This is a genomic window from Paenibacillus glycinis (assembly GCF_009909185.1).
Lineage (GTDB): Bacteria > Bacillota > Bacilli > Paenibacillales > Paenibacillaceae > Paenibacillus_Z > Paenibacillus_Z glycinis.
The window spans coordinates 459,689-484,816 of the sequence record NZ_JAAAMV010000002.1; the positions used below are offsets into that span (position 1 = coordinate 459,689).

Here is a 25,128-nt window from a genome sequence, read left to right on the forward strand (position 1 = left end):
CTTGCCATAAAAAAACGCCGGCAGAAGCTCTGCCAGCGGAGTATGCGGATCGTGAAGCCGGGCGGATCAGGACACTTCCCCTTCTTTGTATTTCACCTTCTTCAGGCTGTTCATAACATGCTTCTTCACGTTTTGGAGATCGAACGGCTTCATGAAGTACGTCTTGACCCCGAGCAGCTCGGCTTCGGCCAGCTGCTCCGGACTTCCGAAGCCCGTCATGAGCGCCGCGGAGACGGAATCGTTGATTCGGCGCATGCCCTTCAACGCTTCGATGCCGCTCATATCCGGCAATTTCAAATCCAGCAGCACGTAGTCGACGCAGTGCTTGCGGACGGCCTCGATCGCCGAAGCGCCGTCAGGCGCTTCGAACACCGTGACCCCGTCCTGCTCGAGCAGCTCCCTCAGCATCATGCGAATCAATGGCTGATCGTCCACGATAAGCACGGTTCCGGGGCAAGCGCCGAACGATTGGCCGTCTCCCGCGTCGTCTTCGGCTTGCTCTTCCCACGGCTTGATGCGCATTGGCTGAATCGTCTCATGCTTGACCAAGACCGGCCTGCCGTTCTCGCGCTGTCGCCGCCTTCCATAGAAAAAGGCGCCGATACAGACAAGCAGCACGATGAGAACATAAATCATAAGGATCTCCTTCTATCGGTTAATCGTTCACGTCCATCCTGCCGAGCGGTCCGTTCGGATTGACGATGTCGCTCAGGTCGTACACGGATATCGGAAAATACGGGAAGCCGTAAGCGTAAGGCGTGATTTCGTATAGCGCGAAGTAAATGACCAAGGAACGGTCCGCGATGTAGAACGGCTGATCCGGACGGATCGTCTTGAACGGCTCGAACGTCTCGATCTGCCGTTCCGCGATCTGCGCCCGGATCAGATCCGACAACCGTTTCGCGTAATCGCTGCCCGGCTTGAACAGCTCCGCGAGGGTATAGACCTTCCCCGTTCCCGAATCGAACGTGAGCGACTCCTGAAGCGTCAAGCCGTGCGCTCCGCCGGTATACGCATAATTAAAGAGGGAAAGGCTGAGCACGTTCTTTTCGTTCGTCTTCGTCTCGAAATACCCGATCATCTCCGCCCTCGGATCGGTCAGCGCGCCTTGGTCCTGCACGAGCTGGCGCTCGGTCTGGCGGATTTTGTTGTTGATCGCGTTGCGCGCCGAAACGTGAAGACCGTTCACAACGGGCACGTAGAGCTCGGCTTTGGGGAACGTCACCCGCGAGGATTGGATGACGGCCGGGGACTGGAATTGAAACGCCATGACGGAACACCTGCCTATTTAGGTTGATGTTTCATTCTATGCCGCATTCCCGCCGCCATTGACATCCGTATTCGTTGAAGTGCCGGTTACGCCAGCCGAAGCTTCATCTCATGCCACTGGATGCCGCCGTGCTCGGAAGCCGAACGTCCCGCATATCGAAAGCCGAGTCCCTCGTAAAATCCGATCAGATGCGCTTCGCACATGAGCACGACCGCTTCCAGCCTATCGGACGCCGCCTGGCGGATAAGCGCTTCCATGAGCGATTGCCCGATGCCGCGCCTCCTCCGGCCGCGATCGACGGCCACGGACAACACGCAGAGGAACCGTCCATCCGTTTCGGCGCCGTGAGCGCCTTTCACATGATCCGACTCGCTGCTGTCCTCGTTCGTCCGCACCCCGCAAGCCAGGCCGATCAAAGTGCCGTTCTGCCATGCGGACCAGAAATAGCCCGGGAAATGCTGCTGCCGAAACGCGAAGGCTTCCCGGCTTGCCGCCGCTTCCGGCGGATAACAAGCCAGCTCGAGCGCATGCGCCGCATCCAGTTCGCCTTGGCGGATGAGCCGCAGTTCGAACGGACGCGCGGATTCGTTATCGTTCGCCCGATGGCCGACGTTCGCGATCACAGCAGGTTTTTCTCCCGTTCCGTCATTCTTCGGCCTTTGATGTCGAGCACGATCTCGCCGTTGTTCAAGCCGATGATGCGGTCCGCGAACCGTTCGGCCCAATCGCCTTGGTGCATGACGGCTACGACGGATACGTCCTGGATCCGGCACATTCGCTTCAGATCGGAGAGGACCTGCTCGGCCGCGTGCGGATCGAGACCCGACACGGGCTCGTCGACCAGCAGCGTCTTGGCCCCGTGCGCGAGCGCCCTCGCCATCGCGATCCGCTGCTTCTCGCCGCCGCTCAGCTTGTCGCCTTTCTGATGGGCTTTGTCGAGGAGGCCCATTTTCTCGATCATGTCCATCGCGCCCATGTAATCGTCGTTGCGGACCATGCCGCTCATCCGGCGCCAGAACGGCGTTTGGCCCACGGCGCCGATCAATACGTTCTTGAGCGCCGTCCGGTTGCCGTAGAGCGTAGGCTTCTCTTCCAGGTAAGCGATCTCACGCCGGACCTTCAAACGGCCTTGGATGCCCTTGCCGAAGATATCGACGCCGTCGACGGCGTACGAACCGCCCGTCCACTTCTCCTTCAGCGCCAAGCATTTCAGGAGCATGGATTTGCCGCTTCCGCTGGCGCCTTTGACGGCGATGAACTCGCCGGGTTCTATATTGAACGTAATGCCGGAGAGAACCTTGGGCCCGCCCGGAATTTGTTTCGATAACTGCGATACTCTGATCATCATCGGTTCTCCTTGTCCGCTTGAATAGCGCTTCGTCTGCGTCATTATGAATTTCCTATGAATCTAGTGTAAGGGAAAAAAATAATAGTTTCCATACGAACAAATGTTTGCTATAATAAAAACAAGAACAAATGTTCTAATCTCCCTTTAACCGTTAGGAGGCTACCCATCATGACAAACTGTGAAAACTATCGTTTTATCGAGACGCATCGACCTTTCCGGGATCTCACCTTCAAGTTTTATTCCAACGGCTCGTTGACCATTATCGACAACAGTGAGGATGCGGTCATAAGCCCTCGCGAATTGAAGGGCGCCAGCTACGATTTCTACGTCAGGAAGCGACTCGCTTTCATCAAACAAGACCTTACCGCCAAGTTGAACAAATATGCGTAATGCCTTGTCCCGTGCGGCGCTATATGCCAGCCTGATTCCGCGTGAGTACCGCTGGCATATAGACGCCCCAATCTTCCGCCGACTGCTTCTCGATGTTGGTTTAAGGCAGCTGCTTGTTAATGCCGTTTAAGCTTGCCGGCCTGTTCGCCGCTTTTTCCGGCTTAAGGCTTACATAATACTCTTTCATCCCGGACTGACCGTCCTCTCGGTTTCGTTTGCCGTTCTTATTCAGCGCCACTCCTCATCACCTCCGGCTACAGTATTTGTAAATCATCCCAGCGGTATACGATTTGACGGCGAATCCCAAGATGCGGTAGATTGAATCTACAGCGAAATCATCCGGGGAAGGAGCCGTGCCTAAGATGAAACAAACCATTCTGTTCGATCTCGATGATACGCTTATTTACTGCAACAAGTATTTCTTCTTCGTCGTGGAACAATTTACGGATTGCATGATGGATTGGTTCCGGGGATATGGAGTCACGTCCGAGGAAATCCGCGACATGCAGACGGAAATCGATATTGCCGGCGTACATGTCGAAGGATTCAAGAGCGATCATTTCCCGCAGTCGTTCATTGAAACCTACCGTCATTTTTCCAACCTGCTGGGCCGTTCCACTTCCGCAACAGAAGAGGATTTCTTATGGAAGCTCGGGCACAGCGTATATGATTTTCAAGCGGAGCCCTATCCGAATATGGAGGAAACGCTCTACGAGCTGTCTTCCCAGGGTCACGAGCTGCACCTGTATACGGGCGGCGAGCTGCTCATCCAGCGCAAAAAAATCGACCAAATGCAGCTGGACCGTTATTTTGGTCCGCGCATCTACGTGCGCTCCAAGAAAAACACCGAAGCGATGGAAGGCATCCTCCAGGAAGGGAATTTCAACCGCAAATCGACCTGGATGATCGGCAACTCGATTCGTACCGACGTCATTCCCGCCTTGACGACCGGCATCAACGCCATCCATATGAAAACGGACGCGGAATGGGTCTACAATATCGTCGGGATCGACGTCGAACCGAAAGGCGCGTTCCTTACGTTAAACCAGCTGTCCGAGATTCCGGGCAGCATCCAGAACTATATCGTGCAGTTGTCGCGAACTCACGATCGCGATAAGGAACAGACGCACCTGACTTAGATCTGGGTCCGCATAACCCCTGAAACCGAATAAGCATTCGGCCGCTGCCTGACGACAGCTGGACGAATGCTTATTTTTATTGACTGCCTCTATCAAATTGACGGTTGGAATGCGATCGTTCCGGTCGATGGGTCGGTTAACCGCCACTTGCCCGATACGGTCGTACCGTCCCCGAGCTTGAACGTCGATTTCCGCGATTCGCCGCTCTCCGCCAGCGCTTTCGCCATGGCAGGCGTGATGGTCTTCCCCTGTTGTTCCTTCCAAATCACGAAGGTGCAGCCTTCTCTGAACCGCAGGCAGCCGTATCCGCGTTTGCCTTCGATCAATTGTCCGCCGCAGCCCGGGCGCGGACATGCCGCGAGCGTTCCGCGCGGAGCTACGGCCGATTGGGTCGCGCCTTGTTGAGTCGAGGCTGGTCGGACCGAGGTTGGCTGCTCGCTTCGAGTGTTTACCGTCGAGGTTGGCTGCTCGCTTCGGCTGTTTCCTGTTGCGGACAGTTCCTTGCTTCGGCTGTTAACCGCCGCGGTCGTCTTCTCGCTCCCGCTCCTTCCAGTCGCGCGAGAAGCGGAGCCTCTCGAAGCGGCAGCGCGCGCACCGGTTCCGCTGCTTGCCGCCAGCTTCGGTCCATCAGCCGTCGACGCGGATCTCGACGATCTCGTCCCGGCGGCGGCGGATTTGGATCGTGCACTGCCTCGTTCGGCAGAAGCGCCTGCTTTACGAGGAGACGCATCTTTGCGTGCGGTTGTCTTCGAAGTGCGGCCCTTCCCTTTGGCTCCGCTCTTGCCGGCCGATTCGGGTTCATCGAATAAGTTGGCCGCCGCCTGCTGCTGCAGCTTCACTTTCGCCACGATCATCTCCGCGAACTGTTTTACCTTCGCGATGAACTGTTCATCCGATGCTTCTCCCTTGGAGATTTGATGGAGCCGCTGCTCCCAGCGGCCCGTCATCTCCGGCGAAGCCAGCAGTTCGACGCCGGCGCCGCGTATCAGCTCGATGGCCGTGCAGCCTTTGATCGTAATATCGAGCCGCTTCCCCGCGGTCGTGATATAGCCGACCTGCTTCAGCCGTTCGATCGTCGCCGCCCGCGTGGCCGGCGTTCCGAGTCCCGTCTGCTTCATGGCATCGCGGAGCTCTTCGTCCTCGATGGATTTGCCGGCGCTCTCCATCGCCTTCAGGAGCGTGCCTTCCGTATAAGGTTTCGGCGGCTTCGTTTCCTTCTCGACGGCAGCCGCATCGTCGCAATGAACCGGCTGTTCGGCATTGACGGAGAACGGCCGGTCCGTCTCGACCAAATCATCCTCGCCATCATCCGTAGCGTCCTCGGATTTTTTCTTGCCTTTGCCTTTTGCCTTGGCCACGCTTCCTTCCGCTTGATCCAGCACGACGCGCCAGCCGATATCGAGCTGTTCCTTGGCCCGCGTGCGGAACGACTCGCCTTCGACCTCCGTGATGACTTCGTGATTGTTATACACCGCGGGCGGATAGTAGTGCGACAGGAAGCGCCGCACGATCATATCGTAGATATGCTGTTCCTCGGCACTCAGCGTCCCCGGCTTCTTCGGCGTCGGCAAGATCGCGTGATGGTCTTCGACTTTGGCCGGATTGCAGACCGCCCGGTTTCCTTTGTGCACGCGGCTGCGGTCGGCTCCGTTGGCAAGGTCCGCGTAAGATGTCCCTTTGAGCATTTGCAGGACATTGCCCATGACGGGGATATTCTCTTCCGTAACGTAGTTGGAGCTTGTCCGCGGATACGTGATGACTTTGTGCTTCTCGTAGAGCGCCTGCGCGATATCCAGCGTCTTCTTGGCCGGATAGCCGTATCTGCCGTTCGCTTCGCGCTGCAGCAAGGTCAGATCATAGAGACGGTACGGGTATTCCTTGGACTCGTTCACGGTGTAGCTGACGATGCGCCCGGGCTTCCCTTTCACTTTGGCGGCAAGCGCCTCCGCTTCTTCGCGCTTCGTAATGCGATCGCCTTGCCAGATCCCCTTATAATCAAAATCCAACTGGCTGAAGGCAGCCTGTACGATGAAGAATGTCTCGCTGTTAAAGGCCGTGATTTCCTTATGCCGATCGTAGAGCAGCGCCAGCACCGGCGTCTGCACGCGCCCGACGGACAGCAGCGCCTTGTGCCGGATCGTAAAGGCGCGGGACGCATTCATGCCGACCAGCCAATCCGCTTCGCTCCTGGCGCGCGCTGCGCGCGTCAGATCGTCGTATTCGGCGTCGCTGCGCAGTCCGTCGAAGCCGCGGCGGATCGTTTCCGGCGTCAGGTCGGATATCCATAATCGGTCCGTCGGCTGCGGCAGCTTCAAATACTGCCGTATGAGATGGAAAATAAGCTGACCCTCGCGCCCGGCATCGCAAGCATTGACCAGCCGGCCGCAGCGCTTCGACAGATCGCCGATGACCGTCAGCTGATCCTTCGTCCGCGCGTTCGGCCAAAGCTTGAACCGATCCGGAATAATGGGCAGATCAGCTTCGTTCCAACGTTTGTATTTCGGGTCGTATTGATCCGGTTCGGCCAAGCTGACCAGGTGACCGATCGCCCACGTAATGATGTAGCGCTCGCCTTCCAAATACGTGCGTTTATTTTGCGCCTTCGGTTCCACGACGGCGGCGATCGTCCGGCCCATATCGGGTTTTTCCGCAATGATTAATGTTTTCAGGACCATCCCTCTTCTTTATCGTTACTTGTCCGTCGTAATTTGGGCGATCATCGCTTTGAACAGGCTGTTCACGCCGTCCGACCAATTCGTATCCTCCGCGTATTCGCGGTTGATCCATTTGACGGGGTCGACATCGTCCGGCCGCTCGAAGCTCAAACGGTTAATCGTGTTGCCCGCGATTCGCGCGGATTCGTCGATCGTCGTATTGAACGACTTCCAGCTATAAAACACGTTGAAGGGGTTGTTGGCGATTTTGGCGGCGTTCTTGGCCGTTTTCGGCACGAATCCTTGCTCCTGGCCCGTAATCGCGAACATCAGCAGCGGATGGATGTCGTGGTCTTTAGCGGCCTTAATAATCGCGCTCAGATAAGGCTCCTCGGCGAGCAAGGAGGATTTGGTCCGCAAATACCGAACGAGCCGCTGACGGTCGACTTCGGCATAGCGCAAATGCTCCGGCAGCGCGTTCTTCAGCTTCACGACCGGAGGCGCCTGCACCGATACCCGCGTGACGACTGGCGATCGTTCGATCGCGACCGGCGCCGGCCGAAGCGTCCACCACCCGTAACCGAGCATCGCCAAGCAGAGCGCGACGGACATCGCCAAATAAACGCCCGGCTTCGTTCGCGTCCGATTCGCACCAAGCGAAGCGAGCGTACCTTCGATTCCAAGCGAGCTGCTGCCGGCGATACGCCCGGGGTCCTGAAGTCCGACGGTTCCGATCACCGCATCCCAGGCCGTTACGCCTATTTCGGGCGCGGACGCGATCCGCCTGCCTTCGGCTACGGCCTCCCGGAACAAATCCGGGGCGATGACGGTACCCAAGCGCTTCTCCGCCCAGACATGCAGCGCTTCCAGCAGCTCCGGCTCGCCGGCGTCGTCCAATTTCACGCAGGCTTCGAAAATAAACGAATCGTTGACGGGCATTCCTCTTCCGGCAACGACGTCCCGCAGCACCGTTCTCATGACGGTCTGCTTCTGTTCTTCCGGAAACTCCGGCAGCTGGCGCAGCACGATGCGCTGCATCGCGTCCGCGACGATTTCGGCGCGCCGTTCCGTCGGCAGGTCGCCGTGTTTATGATGGACGTAATGGCGGATTTTATGGATGTCAGCTCTCGTTAGCACGCCCGCGGCATTGCTGTACATGACATCGCCCTCCTGAACAGTCAAGATCTCAGGATAATAGTACCACAGCTAGTCCTCGCTGCGCGCTAGATTTGCAATGGCAGCCTGCATCTCGCTGCTTTCGACGTAAACGCTGATCTGCTCTTTCTCGTCGGACGTGAACTGGAATTCGCAGTCCGTTCCTTCGTCGAGCGGCACGATTTGCGCGATGACGCCGCCGTGCGTGCAGATGACGAGCGCCGTTAATTCCGCCAGTCCTGCCGGTACCGGCGTGCGATCCTCGACCTCTACCGCGAGCTCGATATCGATCCACTGGTTGTCGCGGCGCTCGAGACGCGGCTTGAACGATCGGAACTTCAACTGCGTGATGGTTTCGGAACCATATTGTATCACGATGGACACTCCTTTCAAGTAGGCGCAACGAAATAAAAAGCGCCCGAGGGCGCTTTATTTCATAAATCGATTACGTTGGATTGCGATGAAGGTGAATTTAAGGAAGCATCGAGGAGCCCATCAAATAGCGGTCCACTTCGCGGGCAGCCTCGCGGCCTTCGTTGATTGCCCACACCACGAGGCTTTGTCCGCGGCGCATATCGCCGGCGGCGAACACTTTATCCACGTTGGTTCTGTATTTGCCGTAAGCCGCTTTCACGTTGGAACGACGATCCTGCTCCAAGCCGAGCTTCTGGATCAGCGTGTTCTCCGGTCCTTCGAAGCCAACCGCGATCAGTACGAGATCGGCCGGCCATACTTTCTCCGTGCCCGGGATCTCTTTGTAAATCTTGCGGCCGGTTTCGTCCACCGTACGCTCGATTTGCACCGTGTGCAGCTCCTTCAGGTTGCCGTTCTCGTCGCCGACGAATTTCTTCGTCAGCACGGAGAAAGCGCGCGGGTCTTCGCCGTACAGCGCGCGAGCTTCCTCTTGCGCATAATCGAGCGTATAGACGTTCGGGAACTGCGGCCAAGGGTTCTTGTCGTTGTCGCGCGTAAGCGGAGCTTTGCCGTGCGTACCGAATTGGGTCACGGTTTTGCAGCCGTGGCGGAGCGCCGTAGCCACGCAGTCCGTGCCCGTATCGCCGCCGCCGATGACGATGACGTCTTTGCCTTCCGCGTTGATATAGTTGCCGTCTTCCAGATTGGAATCCAGGTAGCTCTTGATCGTGCCGTTCAGGTAATCCATCGCCATATGAACGCCGTTCAAATCGCGGCCTTCGATCTCGACGTCGCGCGCTTTCGTGGCGCCTCCGCAAAGGACGACGGCATCGAATTCGTTCATCAGCTGCTCGGCCGGAACGTTCGTGCCGACTTCGGCGTTCGTCACGAAATTAATGCCTTCCGCTTCGAGAAGATCGACGCGGCGCTGCACGACCTTCTTGTCCAGCTTCATCGTCGGGATGCCGTACGTGAGCAATCCGCCGATTCGGTCGGCGCGCTCGTAGACGGTAACGGTATGGCCCGCTTTGTTCAATTGCGCTGCCGTCGCAAGTCCCGCGGGACCCGAACCGACGACCGCGACTTTCTTCCCGGTACGCATATGAGGCGGCTGCGGTACGACCCAGCCTTCCTCGAAGCCTTTATCGATGATCGCCGATTCGATCGTCTTGATCGTGACGGCGTCGCCGATGAGGCCGACGGTACAGGAGCCTTCGCACGGAGCCGGGCATACGCGTCCGGTGAACTCCGGGAAATTGTTCGTTTTATGCAAACGGTCGAGCGCTTCGCGCCACAGTCCGCGATAAATGAGATTGTTCCATTCCGGGATCAGGTTGTTGACCGGACAGCCGGAAGTGCCGCCCGGAAGCTCGATGCCGGTATGGCAATACGGCGTACCGCAATCCATGCAGCGCGCGCCTTGCGTTTTCAGTTGATCGTCGCTGAAATGCTTATGAAATTCATTCCAATCCTTGATCCGTTCCAGCGGATCCCGGTCAGCCGGCAGCTCGCGTTTGTAGTCCATAAATCCTGTAGGTGTAGACATGATCGCTTTCCTCCATCCATTTTCCCATTGCCGAATGTTCGTATTCTCTCTCAAAACTATATCGAGAAAACCACTATTATTCAATATCAAACTTTCCCATAAACTATTTCCAATATCGTAGCAATAAGGACCTATTCATTAAATGGATTTTCCGTACAATCATTTGCACTTTGTAACATAATGTTCGACGTTTGGCGCAGCAGCCTTCAGTTGGCCGACTTCGTTCTCACGTAGGTAACGATGGTGAAATCATAAGCGTTTTTCTCGTCCCGGGCATGGAAATCCCGGTTCTCGACCCGCCACTCCGTCTCGTCGAAGTCCGGAAACCGGGTATCGCCATCGACGGATGCCTCCACCTCGGTAAGCAGCAGCTTGTCCGCATGGGGCAGGAATTGCTCGTAGATCTCCGCGCCGCCGATAATCATCAGCTCGTCTTCCCCGCCGAGCGACGCGATCGCGTCTTCGACGGAATGCACGGTCTCCGCGCCTTCCGGCGCATAAGTTTCGCTGCGCGTCAGCACCACGTTCCGCCTGTTCTTGAGCGGACCGCCGAACGATTCGAACGTCTTCCTGCCCATGATCACGGTCTTGCCGGTCGTCGATCTGCGGAAATGGGCCATCTCCGCCGGCAGATGCCACGGCATCGCATTGTCGATGCCGATGACGCGGTCGCGGGCCATGGCGGCAATCATCGTCATGCTCATCTTCCGGTCACGCTCCTTTCGGTTTTTCCTTCTAAGCTTCGATGCTTATACCGCGACGGGCGCTTTAATGGAAGGATGCGGCTCGTAGCTTTCGACTTGAATGTCGTCGACTTCGAAATCGAAGACGGACGAAACGTCCGGATTCAGCTTCAACGCCGGCAGCGGCTTCGGCTCGCGTGCGAGCTGGGTATCGATTTGGTCCAAGTGGTTCAAATAGATATGCGCATCCCCGATCGTATGCACGAACTCGCCGACGTCCAGTCCGCATTCCTGCGCGATCATATGCGTCAGCAGCGCATAGCTGGCGATGTTGAACGGAATGCCGAGGAAAATGTCGCCGCTGCGCTGGTACAGCTGGCAGGACAGTTTATTGTTCGCCACGTAAAATTGGAACATCGTATGGCACGGGGGAAGCGCGGATCGCTGCGGCGTCGCGTCTTCCGGCGACCAGGCCGTCACGAGCAGCCGTCTGGAATCCGGATTGCGCTTGATTTCCGCGATGACGTTCTGCAGCTGGTCGATCGTCTCCCCTTGCGACGTCTGCCATCTCCGCCACTGCTTCCCGTACACGTTGCCGAGATCCCCGAATTCGGCCGCGAAATGCTCGTCGTTCAAGATGCGTCCCACGAACAGCTGCTCCTGTTCCTGGTAGAGCCGGTTGAACTCCTCGTCCTGCTGCGACCGCAAGCCGAAGTTCGTCATGTCCGGCCCGTCATAGGCTTCGCTCTCGACCCATTTTTTGAATGCCCACTCGTTCCAGATATGGTTCCGATGCTGAAGGAGGTAACGAATGTTCGTATCGCCCTTCATGAACCACAGGAGTTCGCTCGCGATCAAGCGAAGCGGCACGCGCTTGGTCGTCAGAAGCGGAAAGCCCGCCTGCAAATCAAAGCGCATCTGGTAACCGAAGACCGACAGCGTCCCCGTTCCGGTCCGGTCTTCCTTCCGCGCGCCGTGCTTCAATACATGCCGAAGCAAATCCAAGTATTGCTGTTCGCTTGTGCTCAACCTCATTCCACTCCCGTTCCTCAGCGAATGACGCCGAATGCTATTTCTGTTATTTTATCACTTTATGTCGGTTCTGTCCCGCTTTCGCTGCATGCGCAGCTCATATCGGGCAGGCGCCGAGTCGTGAAGCGCCCGTTCCTCGTCCGTCTCCGGAATCACCGCCGCGACCGGCTTCGGCTTGCCGTTCTCGTCCAGCGCGACGAACGAGAAGAACGCGGTGACCGCCGTTTTGCGCTCCCCCGTGTACAGGTTCTCCGTCTCCACCTTCACGTAAATTTCCATGGAGCTTCGGTGGGTCCAGGTCACGTAGGCCTCGACGTCGATCACGTCGCCCACCCGGATCGGCGCGACGAAATCCAAGCTGTCCGTCGATGCGGTCACGACCGGCCCTCTGGCATGCCGCATGCTGGTGATCGCCGCGATTTTGTCCATGTACTCCATGACCTTGCCGCCGAACATGGTGCCGTGATAGTTCGTATCCGACGGAAAAATCAGCTGCATCATGGTGGATCGGGATTCGCTGGTCGGTTTGCTGTTTTCGGACATGCCGCTCACCACTCCTTCTGTTCTGCTGCCGAACCGAGGCCCGGCTATGTAAAAAGAGGCCCGCCGCAGAACAACTGCGGCGTGACCTCTTCGCTCTTATCCGTAATAAGCTATGCGATTGTTCCGGTATGCGTGATTATTTCTTCGCGATGGCGTGAATCGGGTGACCAAGCGCGACTTCGACGGCATCCAGGACGATCTCGCCGAGCGTCGGATGCGCATGGATCGTAAGCGCGATGTCTTCGAGCGTCGCGCCCATCTCGATCGCCAAGCCGAGCTCCGCGATCATGTTGGACGCTTCGATGCCGGCGATTTGCGCGCCGAGAACGATGCCGTTATCCGCATCCGCGATGATTTTGACGAAGCCTTCGTTTACGCCGAGCGACAAAGCGCGTCCGTTGATGTTGAACGGGAATTTGCCGACTTTGACGTTATAGCCTTTTTCCTTCGCTTCCTTCTCGCTGTAACCGACGCTGGAGCATTCCGGATCGGAGAAGACGACGAGCGGGATGCATTTGTAGTCGATTTTGCTCGGCTGTCCGGCAATGGCTTCAGCCGCGACGCGGCCTTCGTACATCGCCTTGTGCGCAAGCGCCGGACCCGGAATGATGTCGCCGATCGCATAGATATGCGGAATGCTTGTCCGGCATTGGTCGTCGACCTCGATCAGACCGCGGTCCGACATCTTGAGGTTGATCAGGTCGAGGCCAAGCTCGCCGTCGGTATTCGGACGGCGTCCGACCGTTACGAGCAAGTAGTCGGCCGTGACTTGTTTGTCTTCGCCGCCGACCGTGTAGGTCACGGTGACGTCTTTGTCCGTTTGCTCCGCGCTCTTCGCTTGCGCGCCGGTCACGATCTCGGCTTTAGCGCCTTTGAGTTTCTTGGCGACAAGCGAGGACATGTCGGAATCGAAGCCTGGCAGGATCGTATCGGAACCTTCGATGATCGTCACTTGCGTGCCGAATTTCGAGTACATTTGGCCAAGCTCGATACCGATGTAGCCGCCGCCGATCACGACGAGGCTCTTCGGAATTTCCGGCAGCGACAGCGCTTCTGTCGAAGACACGATGCGACCGCCGTAAGGGAATGCTTTCAGCTCGATCGGACGGGAGCCCGTCGCGATGATGCAGTTTTTGAACCGGTAACGAGGCGCTTCCTGCTCGTTGAAGACGCGGGCTTCGTTCTCGCTGATGAACATCACTTCGCCGGCGAAGTATTGAATTTTGTTCGCTTTGAGGAGCGAAGCGACGCCGCCCGTCAATTTCTTGACGACGCCGTTTTTGAATTCCTGCACCTTGCTCCATTCGACTTTCACGTCGGATGCCGTGATGCCGAACTCGGAAGCGTGGCTGATGGATTCATATTGATGGGAAGCGGAGATGAGCGCCTTGGACGGGATGCATCCGACGTTCAAGCACACGCCGCCGACATATTGTTTATCTACGACCAATACGTTTTGACCGAGCTGAGCCGCGCGGATCGCCGCAACGTAGCCCCCCGGTCCTGCACCTATGACAAGCAAATCGATATCGAGTGATGCGTCGCCTACGACCATGGTTTTAGACCTCCATTACTAGTAATTGCGGATCAGCAAGCAGCTGTTTGATGTAATTCATGAAGTGTTGAGCTGTCGCGCCGTCAATCAGACGGTGGTCAAAGCTTAGGGACAGCGCCATGACTTGGCCAATAACGATCTCGCCGTTCTTGACGACCGGCTTCTCGGAGATCCGGCCCGTGCCGAGGATCGCGACTTCAGGGAAATTGATGACCGGCGTAAAGAACATGCCGCCAGCGGATCCGATGTTCGTGATGCTGATCGTGCTGCCGCGCATTTCCTGCGCGCTCAGCTTGCCGTCGCGCGCTTTGACCGCGAGATCGCGAATCGCGTCGGCGACCATCCAGACATTCTTGCGATCGGCATCCGGAATGACCGGAACGACCAGACCGTTATCCGTATCGGTTGCGATGCCGATATTGTAGTATTTCTTGTACACGATCTCTTGCTTCTCTTCGTCGAGCATCGCGTTCACGATCGGGAACTCGCGGCAGGCCGCGACGAGCGCCTTCACGATGAACGGCAGGTACGTCAGCTTGACGCCTTTCTTCTCGGCCAGCGGCTTCGCTTTCGCGCGAAGCTCGACAAGCGCCGTCACGTCCACTTCGTCCATGATCGTGACGTGCGGAGCCGTATAAACGGATTTGACCATCGCGTTCGCGATCGCTTTGCGGATCCCTTTGAACGGAACGCGCTCTTCGACGCGGTCGCCGATAGGGGCTGCCGCTGCCGGAGCGGATTTCGTCTCGGCTGCAGGAGCTGCCGCCGAATCTTGGGATGCAGGCGCGCTTGCCGTGCCGCCGCCCGAAGCAAAGGCCGTGATATCTTCGCGCGTGATGCGGCCGTTCTTGCCCGAGCCAGCAACGTTCGAGATATCCACGCCTTGCTCGCGGGAGAATTTGCGCACGCTCGGCGTCGCCAGAACGAGCCCGCCCGCCGTTTTAGGGGCCGGAGCCGCTGCCGTGACTGCCGCCTTCGGAGCTTCCGGTGCAGGCGCTTCGGCTTTCGGCGCTTCCGCTGCCGGTGCTGGAGCACTGTCGTTGCCGCCTGCCGGAGCGGCTTGTTCAGGCACTTCGCCTTCTGCGTCGATAACGGCTACGATATCGCCTACGTGGCAAACTTGGCCGTCTTTCACGAGGACTTCCAGCACTTTGCCGTTTACTGGACAAGGAACCTCGACGATCGCCTTGTCGTTCTGCACTTCCATGATGATATCTTCGTCCGTTACCGTATCGCCGGGCTTGATATGCATTTTCACGATTTCGCCTTCATGCAGGCCTTCGCCCAACTCCGGGAAACGATATTCAAACTTTGCCACGTCCCGTGACCTCCTTCCAGGTCTCACGACCTGTCTTTGTCGTCTAGCGATGCTTTAAAAGTTAAGAACTTGGTTAGCGGCTTTCACGATGCGATCCACGTTCGGCAGCCAGCTGTCTTCGACTTGAGCGAATGGATACACCGTATCCGGACCCGCGACGCGAAGGACCGGCGCTTCCAGGTGAAGGATGGCATGCTCGTTGATTTGCGCGATGATCTCGGCTGCGGCGCCGGACGTTTTTTGCGCTTCCTGCACCACGATGGCGCGATTCGTTTTCTGAATGGAAGCGACGATCGTCTCGATATCGAGCGGAAGCAGCGTGCGAAGGTCGATGACCTCGGCCTTGACGCCGTTTTTCTCGAGCTCGTCGGCTGCTTTCTGCGCCGTATGGACCATCAGGCCGTAAGCGATGATCGTCACGTCGGCGCCTTCCCGAACGACGTTCGCTTTGCCGATCTCGACCGTGTACGCTTCTTCCGGCACTTCAGCGCGGAAAGCATGGTACAGGTTCAAGTGTTCCATGAAGAACACGGGATCGTTGTCGCGAATCGCCGCGACGAGAAGGCCTTTGGCGTCGTATGGGTTCGAAGGCACGATGACTTTGATGCCCGGCGTTTGGATCGCCAAGCCTTCCAGCGAATCCGTATGGAGCTCGGCCGCTTTGACGCCGCCGCCGAACGGCGTGCGGAATACGATCGGCGAGTTGTAGCGTCCGCCGGAACGGTAACGCATGCGCGCCGCCTGAACGAACATTTGGTCTAGGGCTTCATAGATAAAGCCCACGAATTGGATCTCCGCCACGGGGCGGAAGCCTTGAATCCCCATGCCGACCGCCATGCCCGCGATCGCGGATTCCGCCAGCGGCGTATCGAATACGCGCTCTTCCCCGAATTCCCCTTGCAGGCCTTCCGTCGCGCGGAAAACACCGCCGACTTTACCGACGTCTTCACCGAAGACGATTACGTTCGGATCGTTCTTAAGCTCCACGCGCATTGCATCGCGGATCGCTTCTTTCATGTTCATTTGAGCCATTGTCGCGAGTTCCTCCTTAGCTTGCTTCTATATGCATCCCATTATTGAAAATCGGCTTTTTGCGCTTCCAGATAAGCGGGCGTCGTCTCGAACATGGAGTCGATCAAACCGCCGACCGTCATTTTCTCCGTCGCTTCCGCTTTTTTGATGTTCTCGTTGACGGACGCTTTCGCTTCCTCTTTCACGCGGGCCGTGTCTTCTTCCGTCCACAGGCCTTTCTTCTCGAGGAATTTGGCGAAACGCGCGATCGGATCCTTCAGGCTCCATTCGCCTTCTTCGTCCTTCGTGCGGTATTTCGTCGTGTCGTCCGCCATGGAATGCGGACGGAAACGGTACGTGATCATTTCGATCAGCGTCGCGCCTTCGCCGTTGCGGCCGCGCTCGGCTGCTTCGGATACCGCTTTATAGACGGCCAGGACGTCCATGCCGTCGACTTGCACGCCGCGAACGCCGGCAGCCAGCGCTTTGTGCGCGATGGATTGCGCGGCCGTTTGTTTCGCGAACGGCGTCGTGATGGCATAACCGTTGTTTTGCACGACGTAAATGACCGGAAGCTTGAAGGCGCCCGCGAAGTTCAAGCCTTCGTAGAAATCGCCCTCGGAGGAACCGCCGTCGCCCGTATACGTGATGGCTACGCGTTTCTCGCCTTTCTTCTTAAAGGCCATCGCAACGCCAGTAGCGTGCAAAATCTGTGCGCCGATGATGATTTGCGGCATAAGTACGTGAACGCCCTCGGGAACCTGGCCGCCGTGCTGATGGCCGCGGGAGTAGAGGAACGCTTGGTACAGCGGTAGGCCGTGCCATACGATTTGCGGCATGTCGCGGTAGCCCGGGCAGACGAAATCGTCTTTGTTCAGGGCGTATTCGCTGCCGACCATGGACGCTTCCTGACCGGAAACGGGCGCGTAAAAGCCCAGGCGTCCTTGACGGCCCAGGTTGACGGCGCGTTCATCCCACGTGCGGGTAAAAACCATGCGGTACATTATTTCTTTCAATTGCTCGTCCGTCAAGTTCGGCATGTACGCCTCGTTAACGACTTCTCCTTCAGGAGACAAGACGGAAAGCGGGGTTACCGGCTCCGAATGAACTTCGTAAGGCAGCTTGCTCATATTGTTCACCTCAGTTGAATATTTGAAAAAACATGTAGCTCTGTTATAGAATGATTATAAACCTGTTTAACCGAAATGGTCAAAGCATAAAGAACTAAAAACCGCTGTACTCGCCAATATTTTCTCTATAAACCTGCTAAATTGTATATGTAACAGATAATATTTATTCATAGTACAGCATAATACAACAGCAGAAAATCCCATTGGACAACCTTGGTTAGCCTCCCTATTGTTTACCCAAACTGTTCCTAATCCATGCAAGGCCATTCAGCCAACGTTATCCAAACGCCGCCTTCAAACAATCTGTATCGGATATTCGAACATTCGAACTATCGAAAGGAGATTTCACCTCATGACGGATCAACGCTATTTAAAACGAACGGTCGTGAAAGAAGTCGTAACCAGCCGTTATTTGCCGGAAGAATCCCGCAGCCTCCGCGTTTATTTGCCGCCGGGCTACAGCGATCTTTTGAGCTACCCCGTCGTCTATTGCCAGGACGGCGAGCAATTTTTCAATTTCGGCCGGATCGCGACGATCGCGAACCAGCTCATACTCGACGAGGGCGTCGAGCCCTTTATCATCGTCGGCGTCGACGTCGACTTGAAGCTCCGGACGGCGGAATACGCCCCGGATGGCGCCAGGCATCACGCGTACGTATCGTTTTTCGGCGAAGAACTGATTCCTTTCATCGAAGGCAAATATCCGATCCGGCAAGAGTCGGAGTCGCGCATATTGGCGGGCGATTCGCTCGGCGGCTCGGTCAGTTTTCATATCGCGCTGGCTTATCCCAAATTGTTCCATCAAATTATTTCCTTCTCGGGCGCCTTTTATCCCGCTTCGCTCGAAATCGCCGAACAGGCAGGCGATCTCAGCCCGCTCGCGCTCTATATGATCGTCGGCCTCCAGGAGACGGCCTTCAAATCCGACCACGGCGTCTTCAATTTCGTCGAGTTGAACCGCGAGATGCGGAAGATCCTCGAGAGCAAGGGCGCATCGACCATCTACGGCGAGCATGACGGCGATCACATTTGGGGCTTCTGGCAGCAATTCATACCCGAGGCGCTCCGCACGTTTCTGCGCATGGAAAGTTAACGCTCGTCCTTGCCCGCGCGCATCAAAAAACCGGAAATCCCCAAGCGGGACTTCCGGTTTTTTGTCGTTGCCGCAAGCACGGAAATTCGTTAGGCGCGTTCCGGATGCTCTTGCAGGATTTTCGCCAGCAGGTTTCTGCATCCTTCCTCCACCAGCGCGTACACTTCATCGAAATTGCCGGTATAATACGGATCCGGGACGTCGTTGCTTGTTTTGCCAGGCACGAGATCCATGAACTTGAACACCTTCGCGCTGCCGTCCGCTCTGCTTCCGAACACTTTTCTGACGTCGCGCTCGTTGGCGCTGTCCATGCACACGATATAGTCGAATTCGTTGAAATCGTCCAGGAGCACCTGCCTGGCGCGAATCCCTTCGTACGAGATGCCGTACCGGTCCAGCAGCGCGCGCGTCCCTTCGTGGGGAGGCTTGCACAGATGCCAGTCTCCCGTTCCCGCGGAATCGACCTCGATCCTGCCTTCCAGTCCGCCCGCTTGCAGCTGATGCCGGAATACCGCTTCCGCCATCGGCGAACGGCATATATTGCCGAGACATACAAACAATATTCGAATCATGGCCGATCTCCTTCCTGATGCTCGTTCTTTGCGGCCGCCGCGCGTTCTTCTTCCGCGAATACCGACTGCGACAGCGCGTATTTCAGCGAACGTCTCGGCAGCCGCCACCCGTGATGCACCGACAGCATGCGGAACGCGATCACGATCACGAAGAGCACGAACAGCTGCACCGGCGATTTGAACCAGCCAAGACCGATCGCGGCGCCGGCGCACATGGCCCAGACCGCGTAAATCTCGTCCCGCAGCACGAGCGGCTTCCGGCCGGCGAGGACGTCGCGGATCATGCCGCCGCCGATGCCCGTCAGCATCGCGGCCACGATGACCGCGCTGATCGGGTATTTGCCCGTCGCGTACAAGGCGCCTTGGATCGCGAAGGCCGACAGCCCGATGGCATCGAAGAACGCTTCGCTCTTTTTCCAGGTTCGAATCCATTTGAGCGGGAGAACGAACGCGACGGTCATCGCGATGACGGCCGTCTTGAGGAGCATGCCCTGCGTCCAAATCGTCGTGATCGGCATGCCGATCAGAAGATTCCGAATGATGCCGCCGCCGAATGCCGTTACGAGTCCGAGCACGTAGACGCCTAGAATATCGTACTCTTCTTCCATGGCCACGATCGCGCCGCTGACCGCGAACGCAATCGTGCCGATAATGCTGAATACCGTAAAAATTTCCATATTCATCGCTGCATTCATCTCATGTTGCCTCCGAGAACTCCGCACTATTCTTAAATCCTTTCTATTTTAGCCGCGGGGGCCGCAATCTTCAAGCGTAAATTCCTGCATGGCGTCTGTTCAACGGCGGCAGGCGGACGTATACTGGCTAAAGCGGGTTCAGGCCTATAAAACAGGCTCCACACGAATACTGTGCACTTGCGATGAGAACGGGGCATTTATGCGGAATAAACGCGGCACGACTCGCACATCGCAGCATTCATACTATCGAAAGGCGGCAACAACGAACATGAAGGATAAACGCATCGTCATCGTGACGGGCGGCCGGCTGGGGGATTGGACGCTTCCCTTGATCGCCCCCGACGATTACATCATCGGAGCCGACGCGGGCGCCCTGTTCCTGGTCCGTCACGGGATTCGGCCCGATATCGCGCTCGGCGATTTCGATTCCGTCACCGCGGAGGAATTCGAATGGATTCGCCGGAACAGCGCAGAAACGCATGCTTACGACCCCGTGGACAAGGACTATACCGACACCGAGCTCGCCTGGCGTCTCGCGGTCTCCAAAGGGCCGCGCGAGATCATGATGGTCGGGGCGCTGGGAACGCGTTTCGACCACACGCTTGCGAACGTGCACCTGCTTCGCTTCGCGGCGCGGGAAGGCGTCCCGGCCGTCTTGGCGGACGAACACAACCGTATTCGGATCGCTTCCGGAGAGCTGCGGCTGACCAACGGGGGGTTCGCTTACATCTCCCTGCTGCCGCTGACCGAAACCGTAACGGGAATCACGCTGACCGGCTTTCAATACCCGCTCAACGAGGCGACCATCGAAATCGGACAATCCATCGGCATCAGCAACAAATTGTTGGGCGAAGAAGGAACGATCGTCCTTAGCGAAGGGCTGCTGCTCGTCATCGAAAGCCGGGACTGAGGGCCGGCTGCGGCGTATTTCGAACAGCTTGGCACCATCACTTATCCGCATCCTCGGCGGGCGTGACGATCGCAATGCCCGGCGAGTGCTTCCGTCCCATCAGTTTGCGTTTTTTCCGGTTTTCTTTCGTATCGAAGACGATATCCATGTCATAGTCACCTTCCGGATAAAGCTCCGATCCGGCAATGTAGAGCGACAACCGTTTACGGTTGAACGTCAGCTTGTTCCCCTGCACGTGCACGACGACCTCCCCCCGCTCGTCAGCCGCGCGGTAGACGATCCCCGTCCTCCGAAGCGGATAGATCCATACGCAGTCCCCGACCTCGAAAGGATGCTTCGGCTTTCGTTCTTCCGCGTCGCCCGAATCGGAATGCCCGGTCGCGGGCTTGCTCCGACTTAGCGAACTCGCATGCCGTTCCGCCAACGGCAAAGTGCCAAATCCGGAATCCGCAACGCGCGGTTCCTGCCCAGCCAGCTCGCGCACCGATTGTCCGGCACGTTGTTCCGCTCGGGTCACGACCCGATCCGGCAGGCCGAACCGCCGGGCGATGGCGAAAGCGTAGCTGTCCCCGGCCTCGCCGATCTCCAATCGGTAGAGCGGCATCAGCGTGCCGGCGTCGAACGCCATCCGTGCATTCGTGCAGCCGTCCGTAACGGCAGCAAACCGTTTAATCTCGTTAAAATGCGTCGTCGCCGCCACGAGCGATCCCCGCTGCAGCAATTCTTCCAGTACCGCGATCGACAAGGCGATTCCTTCGCCGGGGTCCGTGCCCGCGGCAAGCTCGTCGAGCAGGATGAGAGATCTGCCGTTCGCGGCTTTCAGCATTTCGCTTAAGCATGCCATATGCGCGGAGAAGGTGCTAAGCGACTGCTCGATGCTTTGGCCGTCGCCGACATCGGCGAGTATGACCTCGAACAGACCCATTTCCGTCCCCCGTTCCGCCGGAAGCAGCAAGCCCGATTGGCACATCAAGGCGAAGAGCCCCAACGTCTTGAGCGCGACCGTTTTGCCGCCGGTGTTCGGCCCCGTGATGATCAGCTGCCGCCAGTCGCCGCCGATCTCGACGGACAACGGCACGGCCTGCTCGCCGAGAAGGGGATGCCGCGCGCCTTCCAAGCGAACGAAAGGACGGTCCGCGAGCTGGGGCGCGATCCCCGCGTACGTCCTGCCGAGCTTGCCGCGCGCGAAAATAAAATCGAACGTCGCCATCGCCTCGGCATTCCAACGGAAGGCATCGGCATGCGCTTCCGCCAAGTCCGACAACCCGGCCAGAATCAGCATCCGCTCGCGATCCTCCTCGCTCTTCCACAGCTGCAGCTCCGCCTGCAAATCGGACACGTCGGCAGGCTCTACGAACAACGTTTGGCCGCTGGCCGATTCGTCCCATACGGTTCCCGGCACCTGCCTGCGCAGATCGCGCTTGACGGGAATGACGAATCGTCCGTTCCGTTTGCTGACCAACTGCTCCTGCAGCGCGCTCTTGTATTTGCCCAGCAGCTGAGTCAGCTTCCGTTCGATCCGGTCCTCCGCGGCCGCGATATGGCGCCGGATATCCGCGAGTTCCGGACTCGCCTGGTCCGTCAACGCGCCGTGGCGGATGCAGCGCGCGAGCTCCCGGACGAGCTCCGGGCATTCCTGCATGGAATCGGCATAGCTGCTGATGGTCGGAGCCGCCATGCGCTTGTTGTCCATGTAGCGCTTCATCTGCGCCACGGACGTCAGCCACACGGCAAGCTGGCCAAGCTCCTGTTCGGCGAAAAGTTTGCCTTTCCCGAGCAGCGACAAGAACGGTCCGATGCCTTCCATCGCGGAGAGCGGCACGCTGGCACCCATCGCGAGCAATGCCGCCGCTTCCTCCGTTTCCTTTAGCCAAGCCTGGACCTGCCGATGCCGATAACTCGGCTCGAGCCGCTCCGCCAACGCCTTGCCGGCGTCCGATACGGCGTACGAGACCAGCATGGCTTTTATCTTTTGGTATTCCAAGGCATTCATCGTCGTTTGATTCATTACGGCATCCATCCTATTCGTTTCGATTTTCGATTCGGCGATCGTTTCAAGCGCAAACACAAAAAAACAGGAACGGAAAAGCGCATAAACGCCTTCCGTTCCTGTTCGTGGACACGGTGATGCATGCACAAGCAGACCCCTCCGATAGGCGGAGAAGGGCCGCAAAGCATGAAAAAGCGTGCTCGAAGAGCACGCTTTTTCACCGTCCAGCAGGCGGGAAATCGTCATGTTCTTAACTCATTGGCGACGGGAGATCCGAATCCGGCACAACGACATAAACCTGCCCCATTACGGGCAAGCCATCTTGCACTCACATTCGGTTCCGTCCCTGGAGACGCCAAGCGTCCCAGGATTTATCCAATTTTAGAAGTTAAGAACACCGACACTCATCAAAAATTTCCCCTTGCTGCATAAAGTTAGTTCTATCTTAGCGGCTGCGTGCCGCAAAAGTCAAGCGGCAGCCGCCTATACGATCACCGTCAGGCCGGTTCGCGCGAATGCCGTACCGGCCGGAAGACCGTAGTCGCGGGTAACGTCGATATCATGCGACATATGGGTAAAATACGTTTTTCCGGGCTTCAGCCGCTCGACAAGCTCGAGCGCTTCCTTTACGTCATATACGGAGCGCGACTCGAAGGGATAGGGTTCCTCGTAAAAGCTCGTCCCGAGAATGAGCACATCCACCTCGCGCATCGGATCAAGCTCATCGCCCCGCAAGTCAATGGAATCCGAGCAGTACGCGAAGCTGCGGCCGCTGGCCGAATCCGTGAAGCGAAACGCGTAGGCGAAGCCGTTCCTGCCGTGATTGACCTTCCAGCAGGAGGCCTGCCAGCCGCCGAACTTCATCTCCCCGGCAATCGGCACGAATTCGATATGCGCGTTCAGCCACGGATAACGGACGAGTATCTCGTCGATGACGTCCGGCATCGCGAATACCCTGCCCTTGCAGCCCAGCCACCTGCACATGTCCGCGTATTCCGGCAGCCCCGCGATATGGTCGAAATGCGCGTGGGTAATCAGCATGCCGTCGATATGGCGCAGCTTCGCCGCCTCCATGCCGGTTCGCCAGTCCGGCCCGCAATCGATGAGCAGCGTACCGAACGCGTCGTCCGCGAGCTGCACCAACGAACGGTATCTCCGGTTTTCCCCTCCGTTCCTCGCTTCTTCGCAAACCCCGCATGAACAATAGACGCGCGGAACGCCAAGGGCGTCTCCCGTCCCCCAAAAGGTGATGAACAAGCTGTCGCGCCTCCCCTCGAAATTGCGTGTAAGATTTTGTTACAACGGCAGCAGGCGCAATTTGTCGGTCGACTTCAACCGGTCCATCATGGCGTGCCATTCATCCGGCTTGTTCGGCAGCGCGGAGTAATATTGGGTCAAAAAATCCGTAACGAGCGAGGCCGGCAGTTCCGCAAGATCCTCGTCGGCCGGCAGGAAGCTGAGATTGAGGCCGCCGACAGCCGATCCGTCCTCTTCCCAGGAAGGGTGCACGTAGGGGAAGTCCAGGCGCTGGTAACCGATATGCGAGAGCACTTCGCGCCGAACATAGGGGTTCATGGGATAGATGCCGCCGAATTCATAGGTTGCTTGCGCGGGATCGTAGATTTCCGCGAACATGCCGAGAGAGACCGTTCCGCTCTCCGCCGCCAACCGCTGCAGGTCTCGCGCGCGGTTACGCAGCAGGAAGCGGCCGATCCCAAGGCCGGGACGACCGACGATCGTGAAGTCCGTCATGGCTACCCGAAGCGCCGGGTAATACCGATACTCGGTCGTGCCGACCACTTCGCCGTCATGAACGGCAACGTAGACATGGATGCCCTCGTCTTCCAGCGGCGCGCGCCATTTCTCGAACGCCAGTACTTCTTCGGGCGGAAATACGGTCTTCATCAAAGCATGCATGTTCGCGAACAGCGGATGATCGATCGATTGAATGCGTATGTACTCCATTTGTTTCGCTCCTTTAACGTTATGAATGGTTAAGCCAGGAAAGGATTCCGCCACTCCATGAGGGCGGCATGATTGCGGGACTCCTCGTCTTCCAAGTAATTCGGCACGACGCCGACGGGCATTCGTCCGCATCGCAGAAGAAACGTGATGACGGGATCGTTGTACTTGCCGGACAATACGCCTGCCAAGTACGCTTCCGGAGTCACGACGTCCGCTACGCGGTGGTAGCCCGGCATGCGCCCGCCGCCAAGCAGCCTTTTCAGACCTAGATGGACGACCGTTTCGTACATGCTCTGCATCAGCCATTTGCCGATGCCGGCTTTACGCATCTCCGGAATGACGCAAATATCCACGATATATAAGGTGTCGCCTTGCGGATCGTGATTTCGGATATAGCCGCCGTCCGTGACGGACGCCCAGCTGTGGTCGGCATGCAGCTGCGCCTCTCCGACCTTGAGTCCCGTGACGGATCCGATGAGCCGTCCTTCGATCTCGGCGCATAACGCCCCCTCCGGGAATCGCGCGACATGCTCGCGAAGCTGCGCTTCGTTCCACCAGAGCTCGGAAGGAAACGGCGGCGGAAAGCTCTCCCGCTGAATATCGATCATGCCGGGAAAATCGGAACACGTATAATTGCGGATAACGATCTCGATCGGCTTGCCGTCCGCGTACACGATCATTTGCTTTCGCATGTCGGCCTTACCTCCTTCAAGCC

The 25,128-nt window shown here is 57.7% G+C and carries 26 protein-coding genes; 4 read left to right on the forward strand and 22 right to left on the reverse strand.

Going from position 1 to position 25,128, the window contains the following annotated elements; translation table 11 throughout:
- Positions 1-66: 66 nt before the first annotated feature.
- From GT019_RS06125 to GT019_RS06140, 4 genes are all read right to left on the reverse strand, one after another.
- The gene (locus GT019_RS06125) at positions 67-636 is read right to left on the reverse strand and encodes a response regulator (protein WP_161741900.1); all 570 of its coding nucleotides are present in this window, start codon (positions 634-636) and stop codon (positions 67-69) included.
- A 19-nt stretch (positions 637-655) separates the two neighbouring features.
- A complete protein-coding gene (locus tag GT019_RS06130) occupies positions 656-1,270 on the reverse strand; it encodes a DUF3298 and DUF4163 domain-containing protein (RefSeq protein ID WP_161741902.1) in 615 nt (204 codons plus the stop codon).
- 86 nt (positions 1,271-1,356) lie between these two features.
- The gene (locus GT019_RS06135) at positions 1,357-1,893 is read right to left on the reverse strand and encodes a GNAT family N-acetyltransferase (RefSeq protein WP_161741904.1); all 537 of its coding nucleotides are present in this window, start codon (positions 1,891-1,893) and stop codon (positions 1,357-1,359) included.
- Complete coding sequence (locus GT019_RS06140) at positions 1,890-2,615, reverse strand: phosphonate ABC transporter ATP-binding protein (RefSeq protein WP_161741906.1); 726 nt, start codon at positions 2,613-2,615, stop codon at positions 1,890-1,892. The genes GT019_RS06135 and GT019_RS06140 overlap by 4 nt, the downstream gene beginning before the upstream one ends.
- A gap of 171 nt (positions 2,616-2,786) precedes the next feature.
- Between GT019_RS06140 and GT019_RS06145 the strand changes: the two genes are divergently transcribed.
- The gene (locus GT019_RS06145) at positions 2,787-3,008 is read left to right on the forward strand and encodes a hypothetical protein (protein WP_161741908.1); all 222 of its coding nucleotides are present in this window, start codon (positions 2,787-2,789) and stop codon (positions 3,006-3,008) included.
- A 100-nt stretch (positions 3,009-3,108) separates the two neighbouring features.
- On the opposite strand, the gene GT019_RS06150 is transcribed toward GT019_RS06145, so the two are convergent.
- Positions 3,109-3,246, reverse strand: coding sequence for a hypothetical protein (locus GT019_RS06150; RefSeq protein ID WP_161741910.1), 138 nt, complete (start codon positions 3,244-3,246; stop codon positions 3,109-3,111).
- A gap of 124 nt (positions 3,247-3,370) precedes the next feature.
- Between GT019_RS06150 and GT019_RS06155 the strand changes: the two genes are divergently transcribed.
- Positions 3,371-4,147 carry an HAD family hydrolase gene (locus GT019_RS06155; RefSeq protein WP_161741912.1) on the forward strand — a complete coding sequence of 259 codons (777 nt, stop codon included), beginning with the start codon at positions 3,371-3,373 and terminating at the stop codon, positions 4,145-4,147.
- Between the two features lie 92 nt (positions 4,148-4,239).
- Here the strand turns inward: GT019_RS06155 and GT019_RS06160 are convergent, their stop codons facing one another.
- The 11 genes from GT019_RS06160 to pdhA form a co-directional block, all read right to left on the reverse strand.
- Complete coding sequence (locus tag GT019_RS06160) at positions 4,240-6,816, reverse strand: DNA topoisomerase 3 (RefSeq protein WP_161742159.1); 2,577 nt, start codon at positions 6,814-6,816, stop codon at positions 4,240-4,242.
- Between the two features lie 21 nt (positions 6,817-6,837).
- Positions 6,838-7,959: a glucosaminidase domain-containing protein gene (locus tag GT019_RS06165; protein ID WP_161741914.1), complete on the reverse strand. Its 1,122-nt coding sequence runs from the start codon at positions 7,957-7,959 to the stop codon at positions 6,838-6,840.
- A gap of 48 nt (positions 7,960-8,007) precedes the next feature.
- Positions 8,008-8,331 carry a hypothetical protein gene (locus GT019_RS06170; RefSeq protein WP_161741916.1) on the reverse strand — a complete coding sequence of 108 codons (324 nt, stop codon included), beginning with the start codon at positions 8,329-8,331 and terminating at the stop codon, positions 8,008-8,010.
- A gap of 97 nt (positions 8,332-8,428) precedes the next feature.
- The gene (locus GT019_RS06175) at positions 8,429-9,916 is read right to left on the reverse strand and encodes a glutamate synthase subunit beta (protein WP_161741918.1); all 1,488 of its coding nucleotides are present in this window, start codon (positions 9,914-9,916) and stop codon (positions 8,429-8,431) included.
- Between the two features lie 206 nt (positions 9,917-10,122).
- Positions 10,123-10,620, reverse strand: coding sequence for a type 3 dihydrofolate reductase (folA, locus tag GT019_RS06180; RefSeq protein ID WP_161741920.1), 498 nt, complete (start codon positions 10,618-10,620; stop codon positions 10,123-10,125).
- 45 nt (positions 10,621-10,665) lie between these two features.
- Positions 10,666-11,628 (reverse strand): thymidylate synthase, encoded by a 963-nt coding sequence (locus GT019_RS06185; RefSeq protein WP_161741922.1) that lies wholly within the window; start codon positions 11,626-11,628, stop codon positions 10,666-10,668.
- Between the two features lie 57 nt (positions 11,629-11,685).
- Positions 11,686-12,174, reverse strand: a complete 489-nt coding sequence (locus GT019_RS06190; RefSeq protein ID WP_161741924.1) for an acyl-CoA thioesterase — start codon at positions 12,172-12,174, stop codon at positions 11,686-11,688.
- 136 nt (positions 12,175-12,310) lie between these two features.
- Entirely contained in the window at positions 12,311-13,729 is a 1,419-nt protein-coding gene (gene lpdA, locus GT019_RS06195; protein WP_161741926.1) for a dihydrolipoyl dehydrogenase, read from the reverse strand.
- Positions 13,730-13,733: 4 nt separating this feature from the next.
- Positions 13,734-15,047 (reverse strand): dihydrolipoamide acetyltransferase family protein, encoded by a 1,314-nt coding sequence (locus tag GT019_RS06200; protein ID WP_161741928.1) that lies wholly within the window; start codon positions 15,045-15,047, stop codon positions 13,734-13,736.
- Positions 15,048-15,101: 54 nt separating this feature from the next.
- Positions 15,102-16,079 carry an alpha-ketoacid dehydrogenase subunit beta gene (locus GT019_RS06205; protein WP_161741929.1) on the reverse strand — a complete coding sequence of 326 codons (978 nt, stop codon included), beginning with the start codon at positions 16,077-16,079 and terminating at the stop codon, positions 15,102-15,104.
- A 41-nt stretch (positions 16,080-16,120) separates the two neighbouring features.
- Positions 16,121-17,188 (reverse strand): pyruvate dehydrogenase (acetyl-transferring) E1 component subunit alpha, encoded by a 1,068-nt coding sequence (gene pdhA / locus GT019_RS06210; protein ID WP_161741931.1) that lies wholly within the window; start codon positions 17,186-17,188, stop codon positions 16,121-16,123.
- Positions 17,189-17,540: 352 nt separating this feature from the next.
- Here pdhA and GT019_RS06215 point away from each other — a divergent pair, with 352 nt between their 5' ends.
- A complete protein-coding gene (locus GT019_RS06215) occupies positions 17,541-18,281 on the forward strand; it encodes an alpha/beta hydrolase (RefSeq protein ID WP_161741933.1) in 741 nt (246 codons plus the stop codon).
- A gap of 89 nt (positions 18,282-18,370) precedes the next feature.
- On the opposite strand, the gene GT019_RS06220 is transcribed toward GT019_RS06215, so the two are convergent.
- Both GT019_RS06220 and GT019_RS06225 read right to left on the reverse strand, forming a co-directional pair.
- A complete protein-coding gene (locus tag GT019_RS06220; protein WP_161741935.1) occupies positions 18,371-18,853 on the reverse strand; it encodes a low molecular weight protein-tyrosine-phosphatase in 483 nt (160 codons plus the stop codon).
- Entirely contained in the window at positions 18,850-19,530 is a 681-nt protein-coding gene (locus GT019_RS06225; protein WP_161742161.1) for a trimeric intracellular cation channel family protein, read from the reverse strand. Before GT019_RS06225 ends, GT019_RS06220 begins: the two co-directional genes overlap by 4 nt.
- A gap of 286 nt (positions 19,531-19,816) precedes the next feature.
- Here GT019_RS06225 and GT019_RS06230 point away from each other — a divergent pair, with 286 nt between their 5' ends.
- On the forward strand, positions 19,817-20,458 hold the full coding sequence (locus GT019_RS06230; RefSeq protein ID WP_161741937.1) for a thiamine diphosphokinase: 642 nt from the start codon (positions 19,817-19,819) through the stop codon (positions 20,456-20,458).
- A 37-nt stretch (positions 20,459-20,495) separates the two neighbouring features.
- Here the strand turns inward: GT019_RS06230 and GT019_RS06235 are convergent, their stop codons facing one another.
- From GT019_RS06235 to GT019_RS06250, 4 genes are all read right to left on the reverse strand, one after another.
- A complete protein-coding gene (locus GT019_RS06235; protein WP_161741939.1) occupies positions 20,496-22,466 on the reverse strand; it encodes an endonuclease MutS2 in 1,971 nt (656 codons plus the stop codon).
- A 465-nt stretch (positions 22,467-22,931) separates the two neighbouring features.
- A complete protein-coding gene (locus tag GT019_RS06240; protein ID WP_161741941.1) occupies positions 22,932-23,705 on the reverse strand; it encodes an MBL fold metallo-hydrolase in 774 nt (257 codons plus the stop codon).
- Positions 23,706-23,744: 39 nt separating this feature from the next.
- Positions 23,745-24,413 (reverse strand): GNAT family N-acetyltransferase, encoded by a 669-nt coding sequence (locus tag GT019_RS06245; RefSeq protein ID WP_161741943.1) that lies wholly within the window; start codon positions 24,411-24,413, stop codon positions 23,745-23,747.
- Positions 24,414-24,442: 29 nt separating this feature from the next.
- On the reverse strand, positions 24,443-25,105 hold the full coding sequence (locus tag GT019_RS06250) for a GNAT family N-acetyltransferase (RefSeq protein WP_161741944.1): 663 nt from the start codon (positions 25,103-25,105) through the stop codon (positions 24,443-24,445).
- Positions 25,106-25,128: the final 23 nt, after the last annotated feature.